Genomic DNA, 17,711 nt, shown 5'->3' with positions numbered 1-17,711 from the left:
TGCTTTGTCTGAATTCACTGAAATTTCTAATGCCAGTCTACAAACGCCTGAGCGCTCCGCCCTGACTCTGGCGAGCAGGCTGCTGGTGTTCAATGCACTGTGTTTTACGCTGATTTATCTGACGACCAACTGGCTGGCTGCGGCGCATCAGGTCAGCCAGCATCTGATGCTGACCGCCGATGCCAGCATACCGCTGATACCGTGGATGATTATTCCTTACAGCAGCTCGCTTGTGCTGTTTGTTTTCATTTTTTATCATTGCGGCACACAGCAGCAATGCCGGCAGTATAGCTTACAAATTTTCACCGCCACACATCTGGCGGGAATGTGCTTTCTGCTGATGCCACTCAGACAGCAGCATGCTGCCGTACTGCCTGAGGGCTGGCTGGGCTATGCGTTTCAATCCCTGTATCTGATGGATCAGCGCTATAACCAGCTACCGTCTTTACATGTGGCGTATGCCCTTATTTTCTGGTTCCATCTGCGTACCGCCATGCGCACCGTGGCTGCATGGCTGTTGCTCAATGCTGGAATTGGCTTGCTGATCGCCTCGACGCTATTCACGCATCAGCATCATCTGGCAGATGTGATTGCTGGCGCTGCGCTGGGCTGCTTGTGTATCTGGCGATGCAAGCCACATGATGCGCCGCCAGTTGCGGCCTATTACCGTATTGCAGCCGCCTGGCTGGCTGCGTTAGCCTTGTACTGTCAAAACCTGTGGCTATTGCTGCTGGCTGCAGCGACCCTGCCCTGCCTGCTGCTGGTGGCGCGTGCCTATGCGCGCGGTGACCGTCACTTCCTGCATAAACATCAGGGACAGCATCCTGTCTGGGTCAGGCTGCTGTATGCGCCTTATCTGGCGGGCTACCGGCTGAGCTGGCTGCTGCAACGCTATTTGCTACAGCCCTCCATCCGCATCCAACAGATCACGCCATTGCTGGCAATAGGCCCCAGATTACGTAGTGCAGAAATCAGCCAGCTGCATCCGGCTGGCGTCATCATCGATCTGAGTGCAGAGTTGCCGGAACATCCGGCGCTATGCGGCCCGCTGGTTGCAGCGACGAAGCGCTATCTGCATTATCCCTTGCTCGACATCCTGCCACCGAACCCGCAGCAAATGCAGGAATTAGCCGCGCTGACCCTGCCCTTGCTGAAAGCTGGCACACCGGTGTATTTACATTGTGCGATGGGTTTTCATCGCTGCCGCCACATTGCGCGCTACCTGACATCTCATTTATGAAAATCTCTGTCTACCAGTTAAAACCCCAATTTCAACGCTTGCTGAGCCCGCTGTTAAGCACGCTGCAAGGCAGCGGCATCACGCCGAATCAAATTACGTTGTTCAGTATGACGCTGTGCCTGCTATACGGCGGGGCGCTGGCGATGTTCGCCGATAACGAGGTTTTATGGTGGCTCTATCCGTTTGCCATGCTATTCAGGATGGCGCTGAATGCAATCGACGGCATGTATGCCAATGCGAGTGGCATGAAAACCCGGCTCGGCGCGCTGCTCAATGAAATCTGCGATGTGATTTCAGACCTCGCGCTGTATCTGCCGCTGATCCTCCTGTTGCCTGTGCACCCGGCCTGGATCATCGCTGTGCTGATGCTGGCCATGCTCAGCGAATTTGCCGGTGTGCTGGGTCTCAGCGTAGGTACTGCGCGTGGCTTTCAGGGACCGATGGGTAAAAGCGACCGCGCCGTGCTGTTTGGATTACTGAGTCTGGCTGGCGTATGCGCAGCACCAGCCAGCTGGATCAGCGCAATCCTAAGTCTGGCCATCCTGCTGTCTGTATGTACTGTCTGGAACCGGTTGAGCGCTGCACTTAAGCAGCAGGACCAGACACAAGGCGGCGCGCCAGACTCACGCTGAATATGCCCTGCAGCCCAATCAGGGAGCGGACTTTACGGCAGCCGGTTTCGGCCAACAACGCATCCAGCTCAGCCTGCGAACGCGGCCGCATCACCCAAGGCTGCCCTTGATGATTATTGAGCGTACCAGCGATCATTGCTAACTGCGGATGCCAGGGCTGCCCGGTGTAAATCACACAGCCCTGCTCTGCCAGCACGCGCGCGATGCCCTTGACCGCATTGAGTATCAGGGTATTATCAGCGAACAGCTCAAACAGGCCGGACACGATCACAATATCGTATTGCGCATCACCGCGATAACTGGCGTCATCAAACGCATCGCATTGTTCGAAACAGACACTATCCGTCAGCCCCAGTTCAGCCGCCAAGCCTTGTGCGGCCTGCAGATTCGCCTCTGCATAATCGCGCAGACAAAGCGCAAACTTGCGCTCGCCAAAACGTTTTACCGTCTCCAGCAAATAGCGTCCGCCACCTGTCGCCAGATCCAGGATGCGCACAGTCTGGCCAGCGGGCACAGCCTGTATTGCCTCCGATAAGATTTGCTGTAAATGGACGCGGCGCTCACGGATACCGCGCCAGCCCACCGCATCCAGATAGCCACGGTCCAGAACTTTACCTATGCCCCAGCGTCCTGCCGCCTGATTTTTATACACATAATCAAGCGAGCTGCCGGAATCAAAGCCGGTTTCCAAACCGATGCGCATGCCATCACTCAGGCGTCCCAGACTATTGAGCATGCGCTTTTGAATGGCGAAATTCAGTTTTTGCAGTGTGCTTATGCTCTGACCATTGCTCAAGGCCTGATAAGCACGCGCTGACTGACCATTGCGGTCCAGCGTCAGATAACGCCGTGCATCTGGCAGCGGCAGCGCAAAGCATTGCTGCACAAACTCACGCACTTCCTGATACGCAAGCTGAGTATCCTGCTCGTATAACAGCGCATGAAAGGCATCCGGAATACGTACATATTTTTTGTGCACCGAGCTGATACGTTCAAAAAATAAGTGCTGCGGCTTTTCTTTGACCACATAATCCTTGCCCGCAACCAGCATCAGCACTGGCACATCCAACGCCGCCGCATCCGCTACTATCCTTTGCGCGGTATCGGCCAGATCCAACAAGACACGGGCAGAGATATTTTTCGTGACCAGCTTATCCGAGGCGTAGGAACTGGCTTGCTGCGCCGAATGGGTCAGCATGCCGGGGCGGATATAACTGGTCACAAATAAGTCAGGCTGAAAACACGTCGCCAGCCTGAGTGCAGGCTTCGCCAGCGGTACATACAGATTGATATCAAATGCGGCAGCTGCCATCGCCAGGCCGCGCAGTGGTGGCGCATAGTCATGCACCCAGGTGGCTGCGATCACGGCACCGACACTATTGGCGATCACTACAATTTGCTCAGCACCGTAACCATAATGCGCAGATAAATGCTGCATGAAGGCTTCAAAATCCCTGACCAGACACATGAAATCCGGCGCATCACCACGCTCGCCGGGCGAATGACCATGTCCACGTGCATCCCATGCAAAGGCGGCGGTGTCAGTGGGCGTGAATTCTTCGACCAGTTGCTGCACACGGCCAGAATGCTCATGTCCACGGTGCAGAAAGACCAGCGCCTTCTTCGCATTATCCGGTGTGGCGCTCAGCGCAGGCCAGTGGCGAAAGAACAGCCGGGTGCCGTCATGCGAAACGAAACCGCTTTCTTCAGCAAGCCGGGTGACAGGCAGGTTAGTAGTCATCTTGTTCCATTCTTTAAAAAGAAAATCAGCAGCACGCATCTTTGCGCACATCATTGCAAAATGCGAAGCGCCACATACAAAGCAGGTGCAGTCAGCATCAGGCTGTCAGCCCGGTCCAGTATGCCGCCATGGCCGGGAATCAGGTTTGAAAAATCCTTAATCCCTAAACGACGTTTGACGGCAGAAAACAGCAAGTCACCGCAAAAGCCCGCAATCGCAAGCCAGATACCGATTGCGCACAGCCATGGCAGGCTGGCCAATTGCAGGTAAGAGCCCAGCAACATACAAAACATTGCAGAGAAAAGCATACCGCCGATCAGGCCTTGCACAGTTTTATTCGGGCTGATGCTGGCCACTACCTTGTGTTTGCCAAACTGTGTACCTGTGAGGTATTGCGCGACATCATTCAGGCAGGTGCACACGATCAGAAAAAACAGCCAAGGCAGTCGCGATTCAGTCCCAATCACGGCATCGGCTGTCAGCAAATACAAAAAGCCCAAACCGCAACCAGTCCAGCACCAGGCGATCAGTAAGCAGGCTTGCCTGTGCTTGCTCAGTAAAAAAAACAGATAAGCCAGCCAATACACGCAGCCAAGCACAAGGGCGGCCCGCGCAGGCTGGCGCATGACGATCAGCGCAATCGTCATCGCGATCAAAGCCGCGTAGCCCAAAGTTTGTGCAGGTTTCGCACTCAGACGACAAATATCCTTCAATGCCAGTCCAGCGATCAACAGCGCAAAGGCCAGCACACCGAGCGGATAGGCCAATAGTGAGGCGGTGATCACCGGCGCGATGACCCACCAGGCATATACCCTTGGCCGCAAGCCCGAATCAGGCCGGCCACGCGTTGTGATCGCCGTCGCCAGGGTGGCGAGCAGCAAAAAGCTGTAGATACCCAGCGTTGCGATAGCAAGGGAAGACAGTGAAATTAAATGCATGAAAATCAGAGATGGGGTCCAAGCCGTGGACAGGCTATCCAGATCGTCAGCAAAGTGGATTTTGCTGACGATGTTCAATGGACGTCTCTGATTATAATCTCGACAAGACAAATTCCGTACTGAGCAGGGGCCGGATATTTTGTAAAAAATTGCAAGGGTGAGTAAGATCAAGACCGCGCCAGGAGCTGCGGGACTGGCTGCTGTAGCCACAACAAGGCTTTCGCTTAGCCCACTTCAGCTGCACAGTCTCAACATTTCTCTGATGCGCGGTAACTCAGCTACTCAGAACCTCAGTCCCTCAGCAAAAACTCTTCAATAATCTGCGCCAGCAAAGCAGGCTGATCATGGTGCAGCATATGGCCCGCATCAGCGATCATATGTTTTTCGAGCTGACGGAAATAAGTCAGACGCCGGTCTATCTCCGGTCGCGCCTGTTCCTTAGGACCCATCCAGCTCCAGATATCGGTATCTTCTGCTTCCATCCATAACACCGGCGCGCTGATATTGGCCCAGCACGCCATCATTTCCTCGACCCGGAACAGCAGCGGACTAGTCTGTTTATGCGCAGGATCACCGAGAATTTCCCAGCGTCCCTGCGCATTTTCCCTGGCCCAGTGTTGCGACAGGAACGCGGCTTTTTCATCACTCAGACGTGGATTGGTTTTTTGTAGTCTTAGCGCCACTTCAGCCAGGCTGGCATAAGTTTTCAGCACAGGCGGGGTACGCAATTCTTCCAGCCATTTGCGGTAGCGTCCTGGCGCCTGCCCGGGTGCAGTGCCTGGCAGGCCAAAGCCCTCCAGATCGATCAGGCGTCTGACCCGCTCCGGCCGTGCGCCAGCATACAGACCTGCCACATTACCGCCCATACTATGCCCCAGCAAATTCACGGGCTCATCGGGTGAATAATGCGCCAGCATGGCATCCAGATCGCCCAGATAATCAGGAAACCAATAAGTATCGGTACCCGGTGCCTCGGTCAGACCAAAACCACGCCAGTCAGGTGCTATCACATGCCAGTCAGCCTGCAACTGATCGACCACGAACTGGAACGAGGCAGACACATCCATCCAGCCATGCATCATAAAAATTTTCGGCGCGTCTTCATTGCCCCAGTGACGAACATGATAAGCAATGCCACGCAGTTGTATCATTTCGGTACGGGAAGCGCGATGTGGTATTTGGTCAGGCAAACTCATAGGATTAATTTTTTTCATCAAGGAATAGCAGTTCAGACCGCTTAGGCCTGATCAATTTACAGTAGCATGTCTGAACAGCGCACCAGACCGACACCAGGCAGCCCGGTGCAATCAGGGAGAGCAGGCTTAAAATAATAGAACGATCGTTCGATAATTATAACGGAGACTGAAGTCGTATGCAGAAAGCAGTAAAGAAACACCCGGATTGTGATGACTATGCGCAGTTGCACCAGGAATTCAACTGGTATGTTCCAGAGCGCTTTAATATCGCAGACGTTTGTGCCCGGCGCTGGGCAGCAGACCCGGATCAGATCGCGATCCGGCATGAAAATGAAGCCGGCATCAGTACAAGCCTGACTTATTCTGCATTGCAGACTCAGGCCAATCAGCTCTCCAACCTGCTTAGTCTGCAAGGCATACAGCGTGGCGATGTGGTGGCCTATGTATTACCTCAGCGACCGGAAGCTGCCATCACACTGATTGCCATCCTGCAAATGGGAGCGATCGCAATGCCGCTGTCGCAGTTGTTCGGCCCGGATGCGCTCGAATACCGGCTGCAGCACAGTCAGGCCAGAGCCATTATCATCGACCGCTCCGTCTGGGATCAATTTGCAGTCATCGCCGCGCGCTGCAAGGAATTAAAAACCTGCATCTGCGTTGATCACGAAGACCTGGATGAAGACTTGCCTGCACTGGGTTGGCCCCATTATGTGCCGGAAATGCCGCAGGAATTCGAACTGACTGATACCTGTGCCAGCGATCCCGCCATCCTGATTTACACCAGCGGTACGACCGGCGATCCCAAAGGCGCATTGCTGCCGCATTCCGCGCTGATCGGCAATCTTCCTGGTTTCGTCGCTTCGCAAAACTGGTTTCCTCAAAAGCGTGATGTATTCTGGTCACCGGCAGACTGGGCCTGGACTGGCGGCCTGATGGATGCCTTGTTACCGACCCTGTATTTCGGCAAAACCATCGTCGCCTGGCAAGGCCGCTTTTCTGCGGAAAAGGCCTTTGAGTTGCTGGAAAAATACCGCGTCACGAATACCTTTTTATTCCCGACTGCACTCAAACAAATGATGAAGACCTACCCTCAGCCACGCACTCAGTTCCGGCTGCGTTTGCGTGCACTGATGTGTGCTGGCGAGCCGCTGGGAGAAACGGTATTCCATTGGTGCCAGCAGGCACTGCACATCACGCCAAATGAAATGTATGGGCAGACTGAGATGAATTACATCGTCGGCAATTCCCATCAGCGCTGGCCTGCCCGCCCCGGCAGCATGGGCCGTCCCTATCCCGGGCACAAGGTGGCACTGATCGACGAGGATGGCCAGCCAGTGCCAGTTGGTACGCCGGGTGAAATTGCGGTGCACCGGCGTGACATTCAGGGCGAACCTGATCCGGTATTTTTTCTCGGTTATTGGAAAAACGAAGCGGCCACCCGCCAAAAATACACTGGTGAATGGTGCCGCACCGGAGATCTGGCTGTGATGGATGCGGATGGATACTTATGGTATCAGGGACGTACCGATGATATGTTTAAATCGGCAGGCTACCGCATCGGTCCGGCTGAAATTGAAAACTGTCTGCTCAAGCATCCGGCTGTCGCAAATGCGGCTGTAGTCCCGAAACCGGACAAAGCGCGCGGCAATCTGGTCAAGGCTTACATCGTGGTTACGCCAGGTCACCGCGCCAGCACTGCGCTGACCAGCGAGCTGCAGGCTTTCGTCAAAAAATTGCTGGCGCCCTATGAATATCCGAAAGAAATTGAATTCCTGGATGCCTTGCCGATGACGACTACCGGCAAGGTACAGCGCCGGGTATTACGTCTGCAGGAAATCGAAAGGGCTAAGGCCAGCGGCTAGGATAAGTGCCAGAGGCCTAGCGCGGGGCAAGCTGAGTGGTGACCGATAGCGCAGCTTTTTGTGCCAGCTCCAGTATCGCCTTGCCATAGCCAGTTGCAGCAAAACCTTCACCGGCAAATACATGCTGACGCCCAACGATCACATCTCCTTCAGCGGTTCCAGTCAGCCGGTATTTGGCGACCAGCACACCGACTTTGGCATCGAAGACATTGAGATCGACTTCAATCGCACGTGTCTTTTTAGTCCACAGGCCAAACAATACCGGTGTATTGCGTATGCCCGCATTACGAATGTCGCCGGAAATCACATAGCGCACATCAAAATTTTTGGCGACTTGCGCCAGAAACACTGGTGTCGGTGGATTTAACTGCCAGTCCAGCGACAACAGCTCAGGGATAGTACGTACACTAAACTGCTGACTCTGTTCCAGCACACGTGCCACTTCACGCGGGAAACCCTGGGCGATATCATCCACATCGGACAGTTGTGCAGGTTTATTGACGGCAAAACCGGTCAATAAAACACTACGATCCGCCCCACGTGCGGGAAACATGGCTTGTATCTGAGTTTCAGCAAGCGCCTGGGTGAGGCAAAATACGCTGCAAATAAGGACAAAAAAATTCGCCACTTTAAAGCTCGACTGTGACATGCTGCCTCCTGATATCGGTAGTTTCATATATTAACGACATCTATTCCGGATTCATGAGCGGCAGCAATATCTGATGCATGTTTTACAATTGAGTTACAATTTTCTGAATAACAGCTAAATTTTCATTCTTTATTGCCATGAAACTTACTCTGGTCAAAACATCTGATGCACAGGCTTTACTCAACTTCGAACTAGAGAATCGTGAGCACTTTGAGCAATGGATAGCGAGCCGGGGTGATGACTTTTACCATCCCGGGCAAGTACGCAGCAGTCTGGAGCAAGCACTATGGCTGGCCAACGCCGACCGTGAGTACCACTACCTGGCCTGGCTGGGAGAAGAAATCATAGGACGTGTTACCTTACGCGGCATAGAACGCGACCATTATCACAAAGCGTCTGTCGGTTATCGCTTCAGCGCCAGACATGGCGGACATGGCTATGCCAGTCAGGCAGTCAATCTGGTTTGTGAACAGGCTTTTCACGAGCTGCGCTTACACCGGCTGGAAGCGGTCGTGATTATCGATAATCAGGCCTCACTTGCAGTAATGAAAAAATGCGGTTTCCAACAATATGGGCACGCACGCTCCGCCGTACTCAGACATGATGTTTGGATGGATATGCTGCACTTTGAGCGCCTTGCCTCTGATCTGCCCATCACACGATAAGCAAACAGTCAGCCCAGCACTGATCCAACGAGACAGAAGCGGATTTATCGCATCTCACCCCTCCGATTTTGCAGCCTGTCGCAAAGCCTTAGCTTAGGACATGAACTCACCGGATACTGCAGCCATCGAGCAGTCACAAGTAGAAACAAGACGCAGGAAGCCAATTCCTTCCTCACCTATAAACAAGAACTCAAGGAGATCACGATGCGCAAATTCTGGATACTGGGAAGCTTACTCATTGCAGGCATGGCACATGCAGAAAACAGCACAAGAGAAGTACCGGCTTTTACCGCAATCAAATGCCGTTGCGCGTTTAACCTCAGCGTAGAAGTCGGTAAAGCGCAGTCAATCACACTCAAGGGCGATGACAAGTTCAATGCCAAAGTCCTCACTGAGGTCGCGGGAAATGAACTGATTATTTCCTACAAAGATAAAAATTCCATCAAAATCAAGGATGACGCACAGGTCATCGTCACCGTTCCCAGCCTGAGCCGTTTCAGAATGGAAGGCGCAGGTGTCGCCAGGATCAGTAACATTAACAGCGACGACGTAGAAATTTCTTATGAAGGCGCGGGCATGCTGACTGCTGCGGGCAAGGTAAAAAATTTGCGACTGAAAGCCCAAGGTGTGGGCATGGTAGAAACCAAGGATTTGTTGACTGAACGCGCCGATGTCAGCGTGGAAGGCATAGGCTCGGTTTCGGTGCATGCCAAAGAAAAACTCAGCGCCTCGGTGCAAGGCATAGGTTCCCTGACCTATTACGGACATCCGCGCAATTTGAGCAAATCGGTTGATGGTATCGGCAGCATCAAGGCTGGCGACTAAGCCGGACACCAGTTTTTCTCCTGCCTTTAAACAAGAGAGGTTTTGCCCTGAATAGCTGTGCGAGCAGCCTTCAGGGCTTTTTTATCGCTCTCTTCAGCCTAAATTAAACTCTTGGCTGAGTCTGAGGCTGATCCGCTTGCAGCATCAGCTGCAATTCCTCATCACTAAAGCCAGCAGTACGCCGCGCTTCCAGATTAAAGGGGCCGCGCAAACGTGGCGCTTTATATTGCAGCGCCAGTTGCGGATATAAAGCGACCGGGTCCAGTCCCTGTTCGGTACAAAAGTGCAGATACCAGTGATTGCCAATCGCGACATGGCCGATTTCATCACGATAAATAATCATCAGTATCTCTGCGCCCCGTGCGTCACCGGCCTGCGCCAGCTTGACTGCCACGCCCGGTGTGACATCCAGCCCGCGCGCCTCCAGCGTACGTGGCACCAGCGCCAGCCGCGCAATCAGATCCTGTCTGGTCTTGGCCGCCATTTCCCACAAACTGTTATGCGCCGTAAAGCCGCCATATTCGTAACCCTGCTGCTGCAAATGATCACTAAGTAACTGGAAGTGATAGGCTTCTTCCCTCATCACGCGTAGCCAGTCACGGTAAAACTGTTCCGGCAAACCGGCGAAGCGCCACAGGATGTCGGCCGCCAGGTTAATCGCGTTCATTTCTATATGGGCCAGTGCGTGGATCAGTACCGCCCTGCCCTCCACCGTATGCATGGCGCGTCGTCCAACCTGACCAGGCGGTACCAGTTCTGGACGCACCGGCCGGCCAGGGATGCCATCCGGCTCATGGATCTGGATCGTTTTATCCAGCCTCACATCATCGGGGATAGACAAGGCAAGGCGACATTTTTCTTGTGGATCAGTCTGCAACAATACTTGTAAGGCGGTTGCTCTTAACTCAGGAGCTTGGCTGGGAGATAGATTCATGTTTTTGAAAGAGTCCGGCAATATCATGCGCGGGGCGCTAAAATACGGGGTTTGCATCATATCAGTGTAAAAAGACAGCGTATGCTTCGTGCATGCTTCGTACATAAGTCGCGCACACGGCGCGCTTAAATCGCGATGTCCTTTACGCTGATTCTGTTCATGTCCCGCTATTTTACGGAAAAACCATGCCCATCTACCAATTAGGCGATCAAACGCCCGATATCGATGCTTCCGCCTACATCACGGATACCGCGAAAATCATAGGTAAAGTCAAAATCGATGCCAAAGCCAGCATCTGGTTTGATGTCACCCTGCGCGGCGATAATGAACTCATCCACATCGGCGAAAACAGCAACGTGCAGGAGGGCTGCATCCTGCATACCGATCCCGGCTATCCGCTGACAGTCGCCAGCAATGTCACTATCGGTCATCAGGCCATGCTGCATGGTTGCACCATAGGCGAGGGTTCGCTGATCGGTATCCAGGCAGTCGTACTGAACGGTGCAAAAATAGGTAAAAATTGTCTGGTCGGTGCCGGTGCACTGGTCACAGAGGGCAAGGAATTTCCTGACAACTCACTGATCATAGGCTCGCCCGCCAAGGCGGTGCGCCAGCTGACGGAACAGGACATTGCGGGCATGCACAGAAACACTGCCAATTATGCGCAACGTGGCCAGCTCTATAAAACTGAGCTTAAACGCATAGATTAATCAACTGCCGCGACATGGCTCACGCAGCTGAAGGCAGCTGGCTGGGACAGTGTTGTGCAGCTTAACACTCAGCTTGAATTTGAACTTATGAAAACAGATACACTGCAAAAATTTATGTTTGAACATGCCGGCGTACGCGGCGAACTGGTCGAACTGGAGCAATCCTGGCAGCAAATGCAGTCACACCGCAGCTATCCTAAGGCGGTGCAAACTTTACTTGGCGAACTGATGGCCGCCGCCGCCCTGCTCTCTGCTAATCTGAAATTTAACGGCACCATGATCATGCAAATACATGGCGATGGCCCGGTCAAACTGATGGTGGTCGAATGTGATGCCAATCTGCGTCTGCGTGCGACGGCCAAGCTGGCCGATGATGCCGTCATCGAAGACAATGAAAGCCTGAAAGACCTGGTGCATGCGCATGGTCAGGGCCGCTTTGTGATCACGCTTGATCCTAACGATAAAATGCCGGGCCAGCAGGCTTATCAAGGCATCGTGCCGCTTGATGGTGATGATATTGCCACCGTCATCGAAAACTATATGCTGCGTTCCGAGCAGCTCGATACCAAGCTCTGGCTGGCGGCCAACGACAAAGTAACACGCGGCATGCTATTGCAAAAACTGCCGAAAATTGGCGGCAGCGAATCCAAAGTCGAAGACGAAGCAGAAGCCTGGAACCATGCTGTGATGCTGGGTGACACCCTCAAAAAAGATGAAATGCTGGAGCACAGCGCTGAAACCCTGATGCACCGTCTGTTCTGGGAGCAGACCCTGCGCGTATTCGAACCGCTGCATCCTGAATTCCATTGCAGCTGCACCCGTGAAAAAGTCGGCGATATGCTGAAAATGCTGGGTGCTGCCGAAATCGAAAGCGCTATTGCTGAAGCAGGACGCATCGACATCAACTGCGACTTCTGTGGCCAGCATTATGGTTTTGACCCGGTCGACTGTGCACAGTTATTCGTCACGAATACCCTGGCCGAAGGTACAGTAGCGCCGGCAGAGATCAAACACTGATGTTCAGTGATATCGGCGTTCCGGCGACGGGGCGCTGATTTAAGAATAAGTGCGCAGTTTTTTAATCGCCGTCACTGAGCCGGACTTCTGCATATTTATGCATGATCTCTTCCACCTCAGGTTTTGACGCAATAAAGACTTCCACCAGCCTAGGATCAAAATGCTTGCCGGACTGATCCAGCAAATGCGCATAAGCCTCTTCTATCGGCCAGGCTTTTTTATAAGGTCGCTCTGAAGTCAGCGCATCAAACACATCAGCCACCACGACAATGCGACCAGCCAGAGGAATCTGCTCGCCCTTGAGTTTGAAGGGATAGCCGCTGCCATCCCATTTTTCATGGTGAGATTGCGCAATTTCTCTGGCCATGGTTAACAAATCTGAGGCATGTTCACCGATAATCTACGCCCCCATCATAGGATGGGAAATCATTACACTCCATTCCTCGGTATCCAGTTTGCCGTTTTTCAGCAGGATTTTATCCGGCACACCTATTTTTCCTATGTCATGCATGGCTGAGGAATGGAATACCAACTCTATCCAACTTTCATCCTGCGTAATTTTGCTGGCGATCAGACGCGAGTAATATGTCATACGAATGACATGACGATCGGTTTCATTGTCCTTAAACTCACCCGCACGTGCCAGTCTTTGTATCACTGCCAGATTGGTTTTCTGCAGCTCCAGCGTGCGCTCCTGCACTTTACGTTCCAGTTCTATATTTTGCTGATACAGCGCGAGATGGGTACGGATACGTGCTAAAACGATAGGTGCGCTAATCGGCTTTGTAATGTAGTCCACCGCGCCAAGCGCCAATCCCTTTTGCTCGTTCTGGATTTCATTCATCGCAGTGATAAAACTGGCGGGAATATTTTTTGTGACTGGATTTTCTTTCAGCATACGGCACACTTCATAGCCGTCTATATCCGGCATCATCACGTCCGCGCATGTAGGCATGCATAAAATTGCCTTTATGATACGAACATGTTAGATTGCTCGCTTCAAAATTCAACAACAAAGGAAAGATTTTGGAATATGCAGGTTTCTGGCGCAGACTTGGCGCTTATCTGGTTGATTTAGTGTGCTTACTTCCATTGATTGGAATTAACTATTATTTTGGTTCGCACTTTCGCTTGTTTTACCTGTATTGGTTTTTACCTGAGCTAATTATAGGCGTTTGGTTTTCTGTGTATTTGGTATACAAATATGGTGGAACGCCAGGTAAATTACTCTTGAAAACCAGAATCGCAATGGTCGATGGCTCCCCCGTCACGGCCAAAGCAGCGATAGTACGACATTCTGTTTTGTTTATATTTTCGACGCTATCTTCGATTGCCGTAGTTTATGCTTGTTTGCAGCTCAGTGATGCAGAGTATTTGTCATTAACTTACATGCAGCAAGCTGAAAAATTGGAAGAATTGGCTCCTTCCTGGTATGGCATCAACATCATCCTCATGAACATCTGGGTCTGGGGAGAATTCTTCACCATGCTTTTTAATAAAAAACGCAGGGCGGTACATGATTTTTTAGCTGGAACTGTGGTTATCAACACTGAGGTCAACAACACTGCAGTCAGCAACTAACTGCACTCAAGTCCGGGGACACGAGGCCGTGCCCCCTTACCCATCTGCCAGCAAGCGCATGCACCATCGTTCCATTCAGATCCTGCTTTTCTTACTCGCCATCGTCGTCACGGGCTACCTTATTCCGGACAAAACTGTCATTCCGGTTCAGGCAGCCTCTAAAAAAGACTGGAATCGTTCTTCCTTTTGGTTTGAACCCTGGGGCCAGTCGGGTGTACACAAGGGGATCGATATTTTTGCGAAGCAGGGTCAGCCTGTAATCTCTGCAAGTTCAGGCCTCGTCATCTATCAAGGACAATTAGGCATTGGTGGAAACGTGATCGCCATACTGGGTCCGAAATGGCGCATACACTATTACGCACACCTGGCCGAACCGACAGCTGCGCCTTGGTTCGTGGCATCTGGCGAGCGCATAGGATCTGTGGGTACCAGTGGTAACGCTGCTGGCAAAGCACCGCATCTGCACTATGCGATTCTGTCTTTGATTCCCCTGCCCTGGCGCTATAGTCAGGCTACGCAAGGCTGGAGACAAATCTACTACCTGAATCCCGATGAGGTGCTTGCTGGCGGAAGCTAAAGACTTATGCCAAATGGCACTTCAAATAGGTGAGCCATGCAGGCCGCACTTCCACACTCAACGCAGTGTCAGAAAGCCAGCCTGCATGCAACAGGTTTATGGCCGTATGCCCCCTGTGGCCTTTAACAGCGTCGCATTCGCATCGTCGCCATCCAACGACCACGAGAACAGGCCGCCCAAACCTTTTTCTTTGGCGTAGGCAATCTTGGTGGCGATCACAGCCGGATCATCGTAACTCCAGAATTCATTGCCATCGTAAATCCAGAGTTGTTTGGTGACCGGATGCACGTAGCTGGTGGAGCGCTTGAGCTTGAGCACTTTGTAATCATCGATACCTGCCTCGAAGGTACCGGGTGCTGCACTGCTGGCACTTTGGTACAGACCATTCTTATCTGGTCCCGCTGCCACACCACGCCAGCCACGGCCATAGAAAGGTATACCCAGTACGATCTTCGCTTTAGGCATACCCGCTGCAGTCAGTGCCTGTACCGTATCGTGGATATTGTATTTCAGGATGTCGCCAGTACCCGGTGCAGCAGCATCAGCATATAAATTGGATTGGAAATTGGTCGGCCCAGTCGCATCCCAGCCACCGTGATAATCGTAGCTCATCACGTTAACCCAATCGAGATAAGCCGAGTACAAGGCAGGTTCGGTATTGCGGATTTTATCGACACCGGAACCAATTGCGGCAGTCAGGTAATAACGACGCTTATTGGTGGCACTCAATGCATTCAGCTGACTGCGGAATTCTGCCAGTAACAGCGTGAAATTCTGCTTATCTGCAGCGCTATAGCCATTGCTGGCCAAACCACCAGCTACCGGATATTCCCAATCAATATCGATGCCGTCAAACACGCCTTTGGCGACGCCAGTGCCGCCCGTTCCTTCTGCCACTGGCAGATTACCTTTGATGTAGAGATTAATGCAGGAGCTGACCAACGCCTTGCGGCTGGCTTCAGTCGCCGCTGCCTTGCTAAAGTTTTTCGACCAGGTCCAGCCGCCTAAGGAAATCATGACCTTCAAGCCTGGATTTTTCAGCTTCAGTTTTTTGAGCTGATTGAAATTGCCTTTGAGTTTATCGTCCCAGTTATCACCGACACCATCGACCGATTCATTGGCTGCGAAGCCGCGCTGGTAATCGGCCCAGCCATCACCACCGTCACCATTGCCAGTTTCAGTACGGGTCACGATATTGCATTCGCCATTCGCATACACATTACCAAACGCGTAGTTCAGGAAGGTCAGCTTTTTGTCGCCGCCCGCATCCACCAGATTGCGCAATTTGTAGTTACGTCCGTAAATCCCCCACTGCGCAAAATAAGAGCCATGGTGCATGCCTACGGTAGGACTGGGTTCCGGGATGCCACTACCGTCTCCACCGGGTGTTGGTGTCGCTGAACATTCGGAAGCGGGACGCTCTTCCCAAGGTCCCCATTGCGCACCGGGTGTTTCATTCTGGGTGTACCATTTTGCGCGCCAGGCTTTACCCTGGTACGTTGCGTATTTGCCCTGGGTGTACACGGTCGCCGCCGACCAGGAGTCACACGCTGCTGCAGCCTGTGCATTCACACTGAAGCTCATGGCAGCACACAAGGCAACACCATAAAATACCGATTTCATTGCATACATAGTTTCCTCCGTTTCGGGATGTAGTCTGATATGTAGGCTGATGCAAAACTTTCCCGATAAGCTGCCAGAGTGAGCAGCCCTTTGCGTTCAAATTTTGTATCAACTCCAGCTTTTACTTCAGTACGACTTTGAAGTGATGCTCAACACAACGCACATAATCGCCCGCCTTTAATGCGTAGTGCGGGGTTTGGTAAGACACCAGTTTGCAGGCATAGCTTTTGCCATCCGGACGACGTGGGTCATAACTCCAGTCCTGCTCCCAATACAGCAATTGCGCACCTGCCCCGCCAGCGGGAAAGGGTTTCATATTGGCGCAACTAAGTGCCTCATTCGCTGCAATCGGTACCGCAAAATATGCGGCCAGACTTTGGTAATAGCTGATACGGTTTTGTGCCTGCGGTTTGTCGTAGCCCTGGCCACATTCAATCCCGCCATTGATGATGTGTATCGTTGCGCCAAAGCCGGGACTAAGCTGAGCCTGACGATCGGCATCATTGATTTGCCAGCTGCCATCGACCACATGCAGCATGGATGGTTTGGGCGGTTGCGGATAGACGAAGAAGAAAATCGCCGAAGCCAGGTTGAGCCAGGTATCAGCCACCAGTTCCGGCTTATCCAGCAAAGTGCGCACAGTGCCGAACATGGCGTCAGAAAATGGGCCATAGTTGTAGTTGTACGAAAGCTGCTTCGCACCACGGCCATAGTATTTCTTCCAGCGTCCACTGGCATCTTTACCGCAAGGCCAGGTTTGCCCTTGCCAGGTTGATGGCTCACATTCCGCGTTATAGCCGCAGCTGGTGTCGTTATCCGAACAGCCCGCTTCACGCAAAAAATACAGGCCCTGACGCCATTGCGGCACACTGGAATTCGGATCGTGTGCGCCGGTTTCCTGTGCAAAGTGGGCGAACATAGTGGCCAGCGTCTTACGACAAATCGCCTCGGCATTGCGGCCATCGCTATAGTCGTCACACACGGCAGGGAACTTGGCGATGGCTTGCAAAAAACGTGTATAGCTATAACTGGCATCACGCAGAGGGAACAGGGTTTGCCAATCGGCCGCACTCAGTATGCGTTCCACCCGTTTCACATTCAGGGGATTGGCGCTGCGCCCAGGCTGCACCGCATCGACCGCTGCACTATCCAAAGTACGCACGCTGGACTGGATACGTTTAAACAGCGGGTTATCGGTTTTTTTTGCTTCTTCTGCCTCGGCCTCTTTGCGGCTGGGGATAGCCGGACTGCCCGCAGGATTGCCTGCATCGCCGGGGTTGCCGGGATTACTGGTATCCGGCGTACACTCACCCGGCAAGCGCGCTTCCCACACATCGGCTGCACCTGGCTGGTTATTCTGGCTCCACCATTTGGCACGCCAGACTTTACTCTGCACCTGAACATAATCCCCCTTCACATAGACTTTGCTGGCTTGCCAGGGTGAACACACCGGTGTTGCAGCATAGGCGGCAGGTGCAAACGCGAACAACAGACTGATTAGTTTGAGCTTCATGGCCGACC

16 protein-coding genes and 1 pseudogene are annotated in these 17,711 nt (G+C 52.7%); 9 read left to right on the top strand and 8 right to left on the bottom strand.

Annotated features, from left to right (window positions below):
- Positions 1 to 4 precede the first annotated feature (4 nt).
- Positions 5 to 1,240, top strand: a complete 1,236-nt coding sequence (locus EYB48_RS01060) for a phosphatase PAP2 family protein (protein ID WP_162018429.1) — start codon at positions 5 to 7, stop codon at positions 1,238 to 1,240.
- Positions 1,237 to 1,872: a CDP-alcohol phosphatidyltransferase family protein gene (locus EYB48_RS01055; protein WP_162018428.1), complete on the top strand. Its 636-nt coding sequence runs from the start codon at positions 1,237 to 1,239 to the stop codon at positions 1,870 to 1,872. The genes EYB48_RS01060 and EYB48_RS01055 overlap by 4 nt, the downstream gene beginning before the upstream one ends.
- On the opposite strand, the gene EYB48_RS01050 is transcribed toward EYB48_RS01055, so the two are convergent.
- The 3 genes from EYB48_RS01050 to EYB48_RS01040 form a co-directional block, all read right to left on the bottom strand.
- The gene (locus tag EYB48_RS01050; RefSeq protein ID WP_162018427.1) at positions 1,826 to 3,613 is read right to left on the bottom strand and encodes a bifunctional alpha/beta hydrolase/class I SAM-dependent methyltransferase; all 1,788 of its coding nucleotides are present in this window, start codon (positions 3,611 to 3,613) and stop codon (positions 1,826 to 1,828) included. The two genes, EYB48_RS01055 and EYB48_RS01050, sit on opposite strands and share 47 nt — an antisense overlap.
- Positions 3,614 to 3,663: 50 nt before the next feature.
- Positions 3,664 to 4,551, bottom strand: a complete 888-nt coding sequence (locus EYB48_RS01045; protein WP_162018426.1) for a phosphatidate cytidylyltransferase — start codon at positions 4,549 to 4,551, stop codon at positions 3,664 to 3,666.
- Positions 4,552 to 4,841: 290 nt separating this feature from the next.
- Positions 4,842 to 5,765 carry an alpha/beta fold hydrolase gene (locus EYB48_RS01040; RefSeq protein ID WP_235934825.1) on the bottom strand — a complete coding sequence of 308 codons (924 nt, stop codon included), beginning with the start codon at positions 5,763 to 5,765 and terminating at the stop codon, positions 4,842 to 4,844.
- 158 nt (positions 5,766 to 5,923) lie between these two features.
- Here EYB48_RS01040 and EYB48_RS01035 point away from each other — a divergent pair, with 158 nt between their 5' ends.
- On the top strand, positions 5,924 to 7,609 hold the full coding sequence (locus EYB48_RS01035; RefSeq protein WP_162018425.1) for an acyl-CoA synthetase: 1,686 nt from the start codon (positions 5,924 to 5,926) through the stop codon (positions 7,607 to 7,609).
- A 16-nt stretch (positions 7,610 to 7,625) separates the two neighbouring features.
- On the opposite strand, the gene EYB48_RS01030 is transcribed toward EYB48_RS01035, so the two are convergent.
- Entirely contained in the window at positions 7,626 to 8,258 is a 633-nt protein-coding gene (locus EYB48_RS01030) for a flagella assembly protein FlgT middle domain-containing protein (protein WP_162018424.1), read from the bottom strand.
- A 137-nt stretch (positions 8,259 to 8,395) separates the two neighbouring features.
- On the opposite strand from EYB48_RS01030, the gene EYB48_RS01025 reads away from it, so the two are divergent.
- Together EYB48_RS01025 and EYB48_RS01020 are read left to right on the top strand one after the other, a co-directional pair.
- Complete coding sequence (locus EYB48_RS01025; RefSeq protein WP_162018423.1) at positions 8,396 to 8,923, top strand: GNAT family N-acetyltransferase; 528 nt, start codon at positions 8,396 to 8,398, stop codon at positions 8,921 to 8,923.
- A gap of 204 nt (positions 8,924 to 9,127) precedes the next feature.
- A complete protein-coding gene (locus EYB48_RS01020; RefSeq protein WP_162018422.1) occupies positions 9,128 to 9,748 on the top strand; it encodes a head GIN domain-containing protein in 621 nt (206 codons plus the stop codon).
- A 103-nt stretch (positions 9,749 to 9,851) separates the two neighbouring features.
- Here EYB48_RS01020 and EYB48_RS01015 read toward each other — a convergent pair whose 3' ends face one another.
- Positions 9,852 to 10,682 (bottom strand): ferritin-like domain-containing protein, encoded by an 831-nt coding sequence (locus EYB48_RS01015; protein ID WP_162018421.1) that lies wholly within the window; start codon positions 10,680 to 10,682, stop codon positions 9,852 to 9,854.
- Positions 10,683 to 10,867: 185 nt separating this feature from the next.
- On the opposite strand from EYB48_RS01015, the gene EYB48_RS01010 reads away from it, so the two are divergent.
- Positions 10,868 to 11,392 carry a gamma carbonic anhydrase family protein gene (locus EYB48_RS01010; protein ID WP_162018420.1) on the top strand — a complete coding sequence of 175 codons (525 nt, stop codon included), beginning with the start codon at positions 10,868 to 10,870 and terminating at the stop codon, positions 11,390 to 11,392.
- An 87-nt stretch (positions 11,393 to 11,479) separates the two neighbouring features.
- Positions 11,480 to 12,409 carry an Hsp33 family molecular chaperone HslO gene (hslO, locus tag EYB48_RS01005; protein WP_162018419.1) on the top strand — a complete coding sequence of 310 codons (930 nt, stop codon included), beginning with the start codon at positions 11,480 to 11,482 and terminating at the stop codon, positions 12,407 to 12,409.
- Positions 12,410 to 12,470: 61 nt separating this feature from the next.
- Here the strand turns inward: hslO and EYB48_RS19400 are convergent.
- Positions 12,471 to 13,340: pseudogene (locus tag EYB48_RS19400) on the bottom strand (HD domain-containing phosphohydrolase).
- Positions 13,341 to 13,435: 95 nt separating this feature from the next.
- Between EYB48_RS19400 and EYB48_RS00995 the strand changes: the two are divergent.
- Positions 13,436 to 13,990, top strand: a complete 555-nt coding sequence (locus tag EYB48_RS00995) for an RDD family protein (RefSeq protein WP_162018418.1) — start codon at positions 13,436 to 13,438, stop codon at positions 13,988 to 13,990.
- Between the two features lie 58 nt (positions 13,991 to 14,048).
- Positions 14,049 to 14,567, top strand: coding sequence for a M23 family metallopeptidase (locus tag EYB48_RS00990; protein ID WP_162018417.1), 519 nt, complete (start codon positions 14,049 to 14,051; stop codon positions 14,565 to 14,567).
- A 96-nt stretch (positions 14,568 to 14,663) separates the two neighbouring features.
- Here EYB48_RS00990 and EYB48_RS00985 read toward each other — a convergent pair whose 3' ends face one another.
- Both EYB48_RS00985 and EYB48_RS00980 read right to left on the bottom strand, forming a co-directional pair.
- Entirely contained in the window at positions 14,664 to 16,199 is a 1,536-nt protein-coding gene (locus EYB48_RS00985; protein WP_162018416.1) for a glycosyl hydrolase family 18 protein, read from the bottom strand.
- Positions 16,200 to 16,311: 112 nt separating this feature from the next.
- On the bottom strand, positions 16,312 to 17,703 hold the full coding sequence (locus tag EYB48_RS00980; protein WP_162018415.1) for a glycoside hydrolase family 19 protein: 1,392 nt from the start codon (positions 17,701 to 17,703) through the stop codon (positions 16,312 to 16,314).
- Positions 17,704 to 17,711: the final 8 nt, after the last annotated feature.

This window comes from Cognatundibacterium crateris, from assembly GCF_010078235.1.
GTDB lineage: Bacteria > Pseudomonadota > Gammaproteobacteria > Burkholderiales > Burkholderiaceae_D > Undibacterium > Undibacterium crateris.
Note: the sequence above shows the minus strand (reverse complement) of the source record. Positions and strands in the feature narration are given on the sequence as shown.

Bases quoted from the DNA above. Each gene is read 5' to 3' on its own strand.
- EYB48_RS01055 (WP_162018428.1), top strand. From the start codon at position 1,237: ATGAAAATCTCTGTCTACCAGTTAAAACCCCAATTTCAACGCTTGCTG.
- EYB48_RS01050 (WP_162018427.1), bottom strand. From the start codon at position 3,613: ATGACTACTAACCTGCCTGTCACCCGGCTTGCTGAAGAAAGCGGTTTC.
- EYB48_RS01045 (WP_162018426.1), bottom strand. From the start codon at position 4,551: ATGCATTTAATTTCACTGTCTTCCCTTGCTATCGCAACGCTGGGTATC.
- EYB48_RS01040 (WP_235934825.1), bottom strand. From the start codon at position 5,765: ATGAAAAAAATTAATCCTATGAGTTTGCCTGACCAAATACCACATCGC.
- EYB48_RS01035 (WP_162018425.1), top strand. From the start codon at position 5,924: ATGCAGAAAGCAGTAAAGAAACACCCGGATTGTGATGACTATGCGCAG.
- EYB48_RS01030 (WP_162018424.1), bottom strand. From the start codon at position 8,258: ATGTCACAGTCGAGCTTTAAAGTGGCGAATTTTTTTGTCCTTATTTGC.
- EYB48_RS01025 (WP_162018423.1), top strand. From the start codon at position 8,396: ATGAAACTTACTCTGGTCAAAACATCTGATGCACAGGCTTTACTCAAC.
- EYB48_RS01020 (WP_162018422.1), top strand. From the start codon at position 9,128: ATGCGCAAATTCTGGATACTGGGAAGCTTACTCATTGCAGGCATGGCA.
- EYB48_RS01015 (WP_162018421.1), bottom strand. From the start codon at position 10,682: ATGAATCTATCTCCCAGCCAAGCTCCTGAGTTAAGAGCAACCGCCTTA.
- EYB48_RS01010 (WP_162018420.1), top strand. From the start codon at position 10,868: ATGCCCATCTACCAATTAGGCGATCAAACGCCCGATATCGATGCTTCC.
- hslO (WP_162018419.1), top strand. From the start codon at position 11,480: ATGAAAACAGATACACTGCAAAAATTTATGTTTGAACATGCCGGCGTA.
- EYB48_RS00990 (WP_162018417.1), top strand. From the start codon at position 14,049: ATGCACCATCGTTCCATTCAGATCCTGCTTTTCTTACTCGCCATCGTC.
- EYB48_RS00985 (WP_162018416.1), bottom strand. From the start codon at position 16,199: ATGTATGCAATGAAATCGGTATTTTATGGTGTTGCCTTGTGTGCTGCC.
- EYB48_RS00980 (WP_162018415.1), bottom strand. From the start codon at position 17,703: ATGAAGCTCAAACTAATCAGTCTGTTGTTCGCGTTTGCACCTGCCGCC.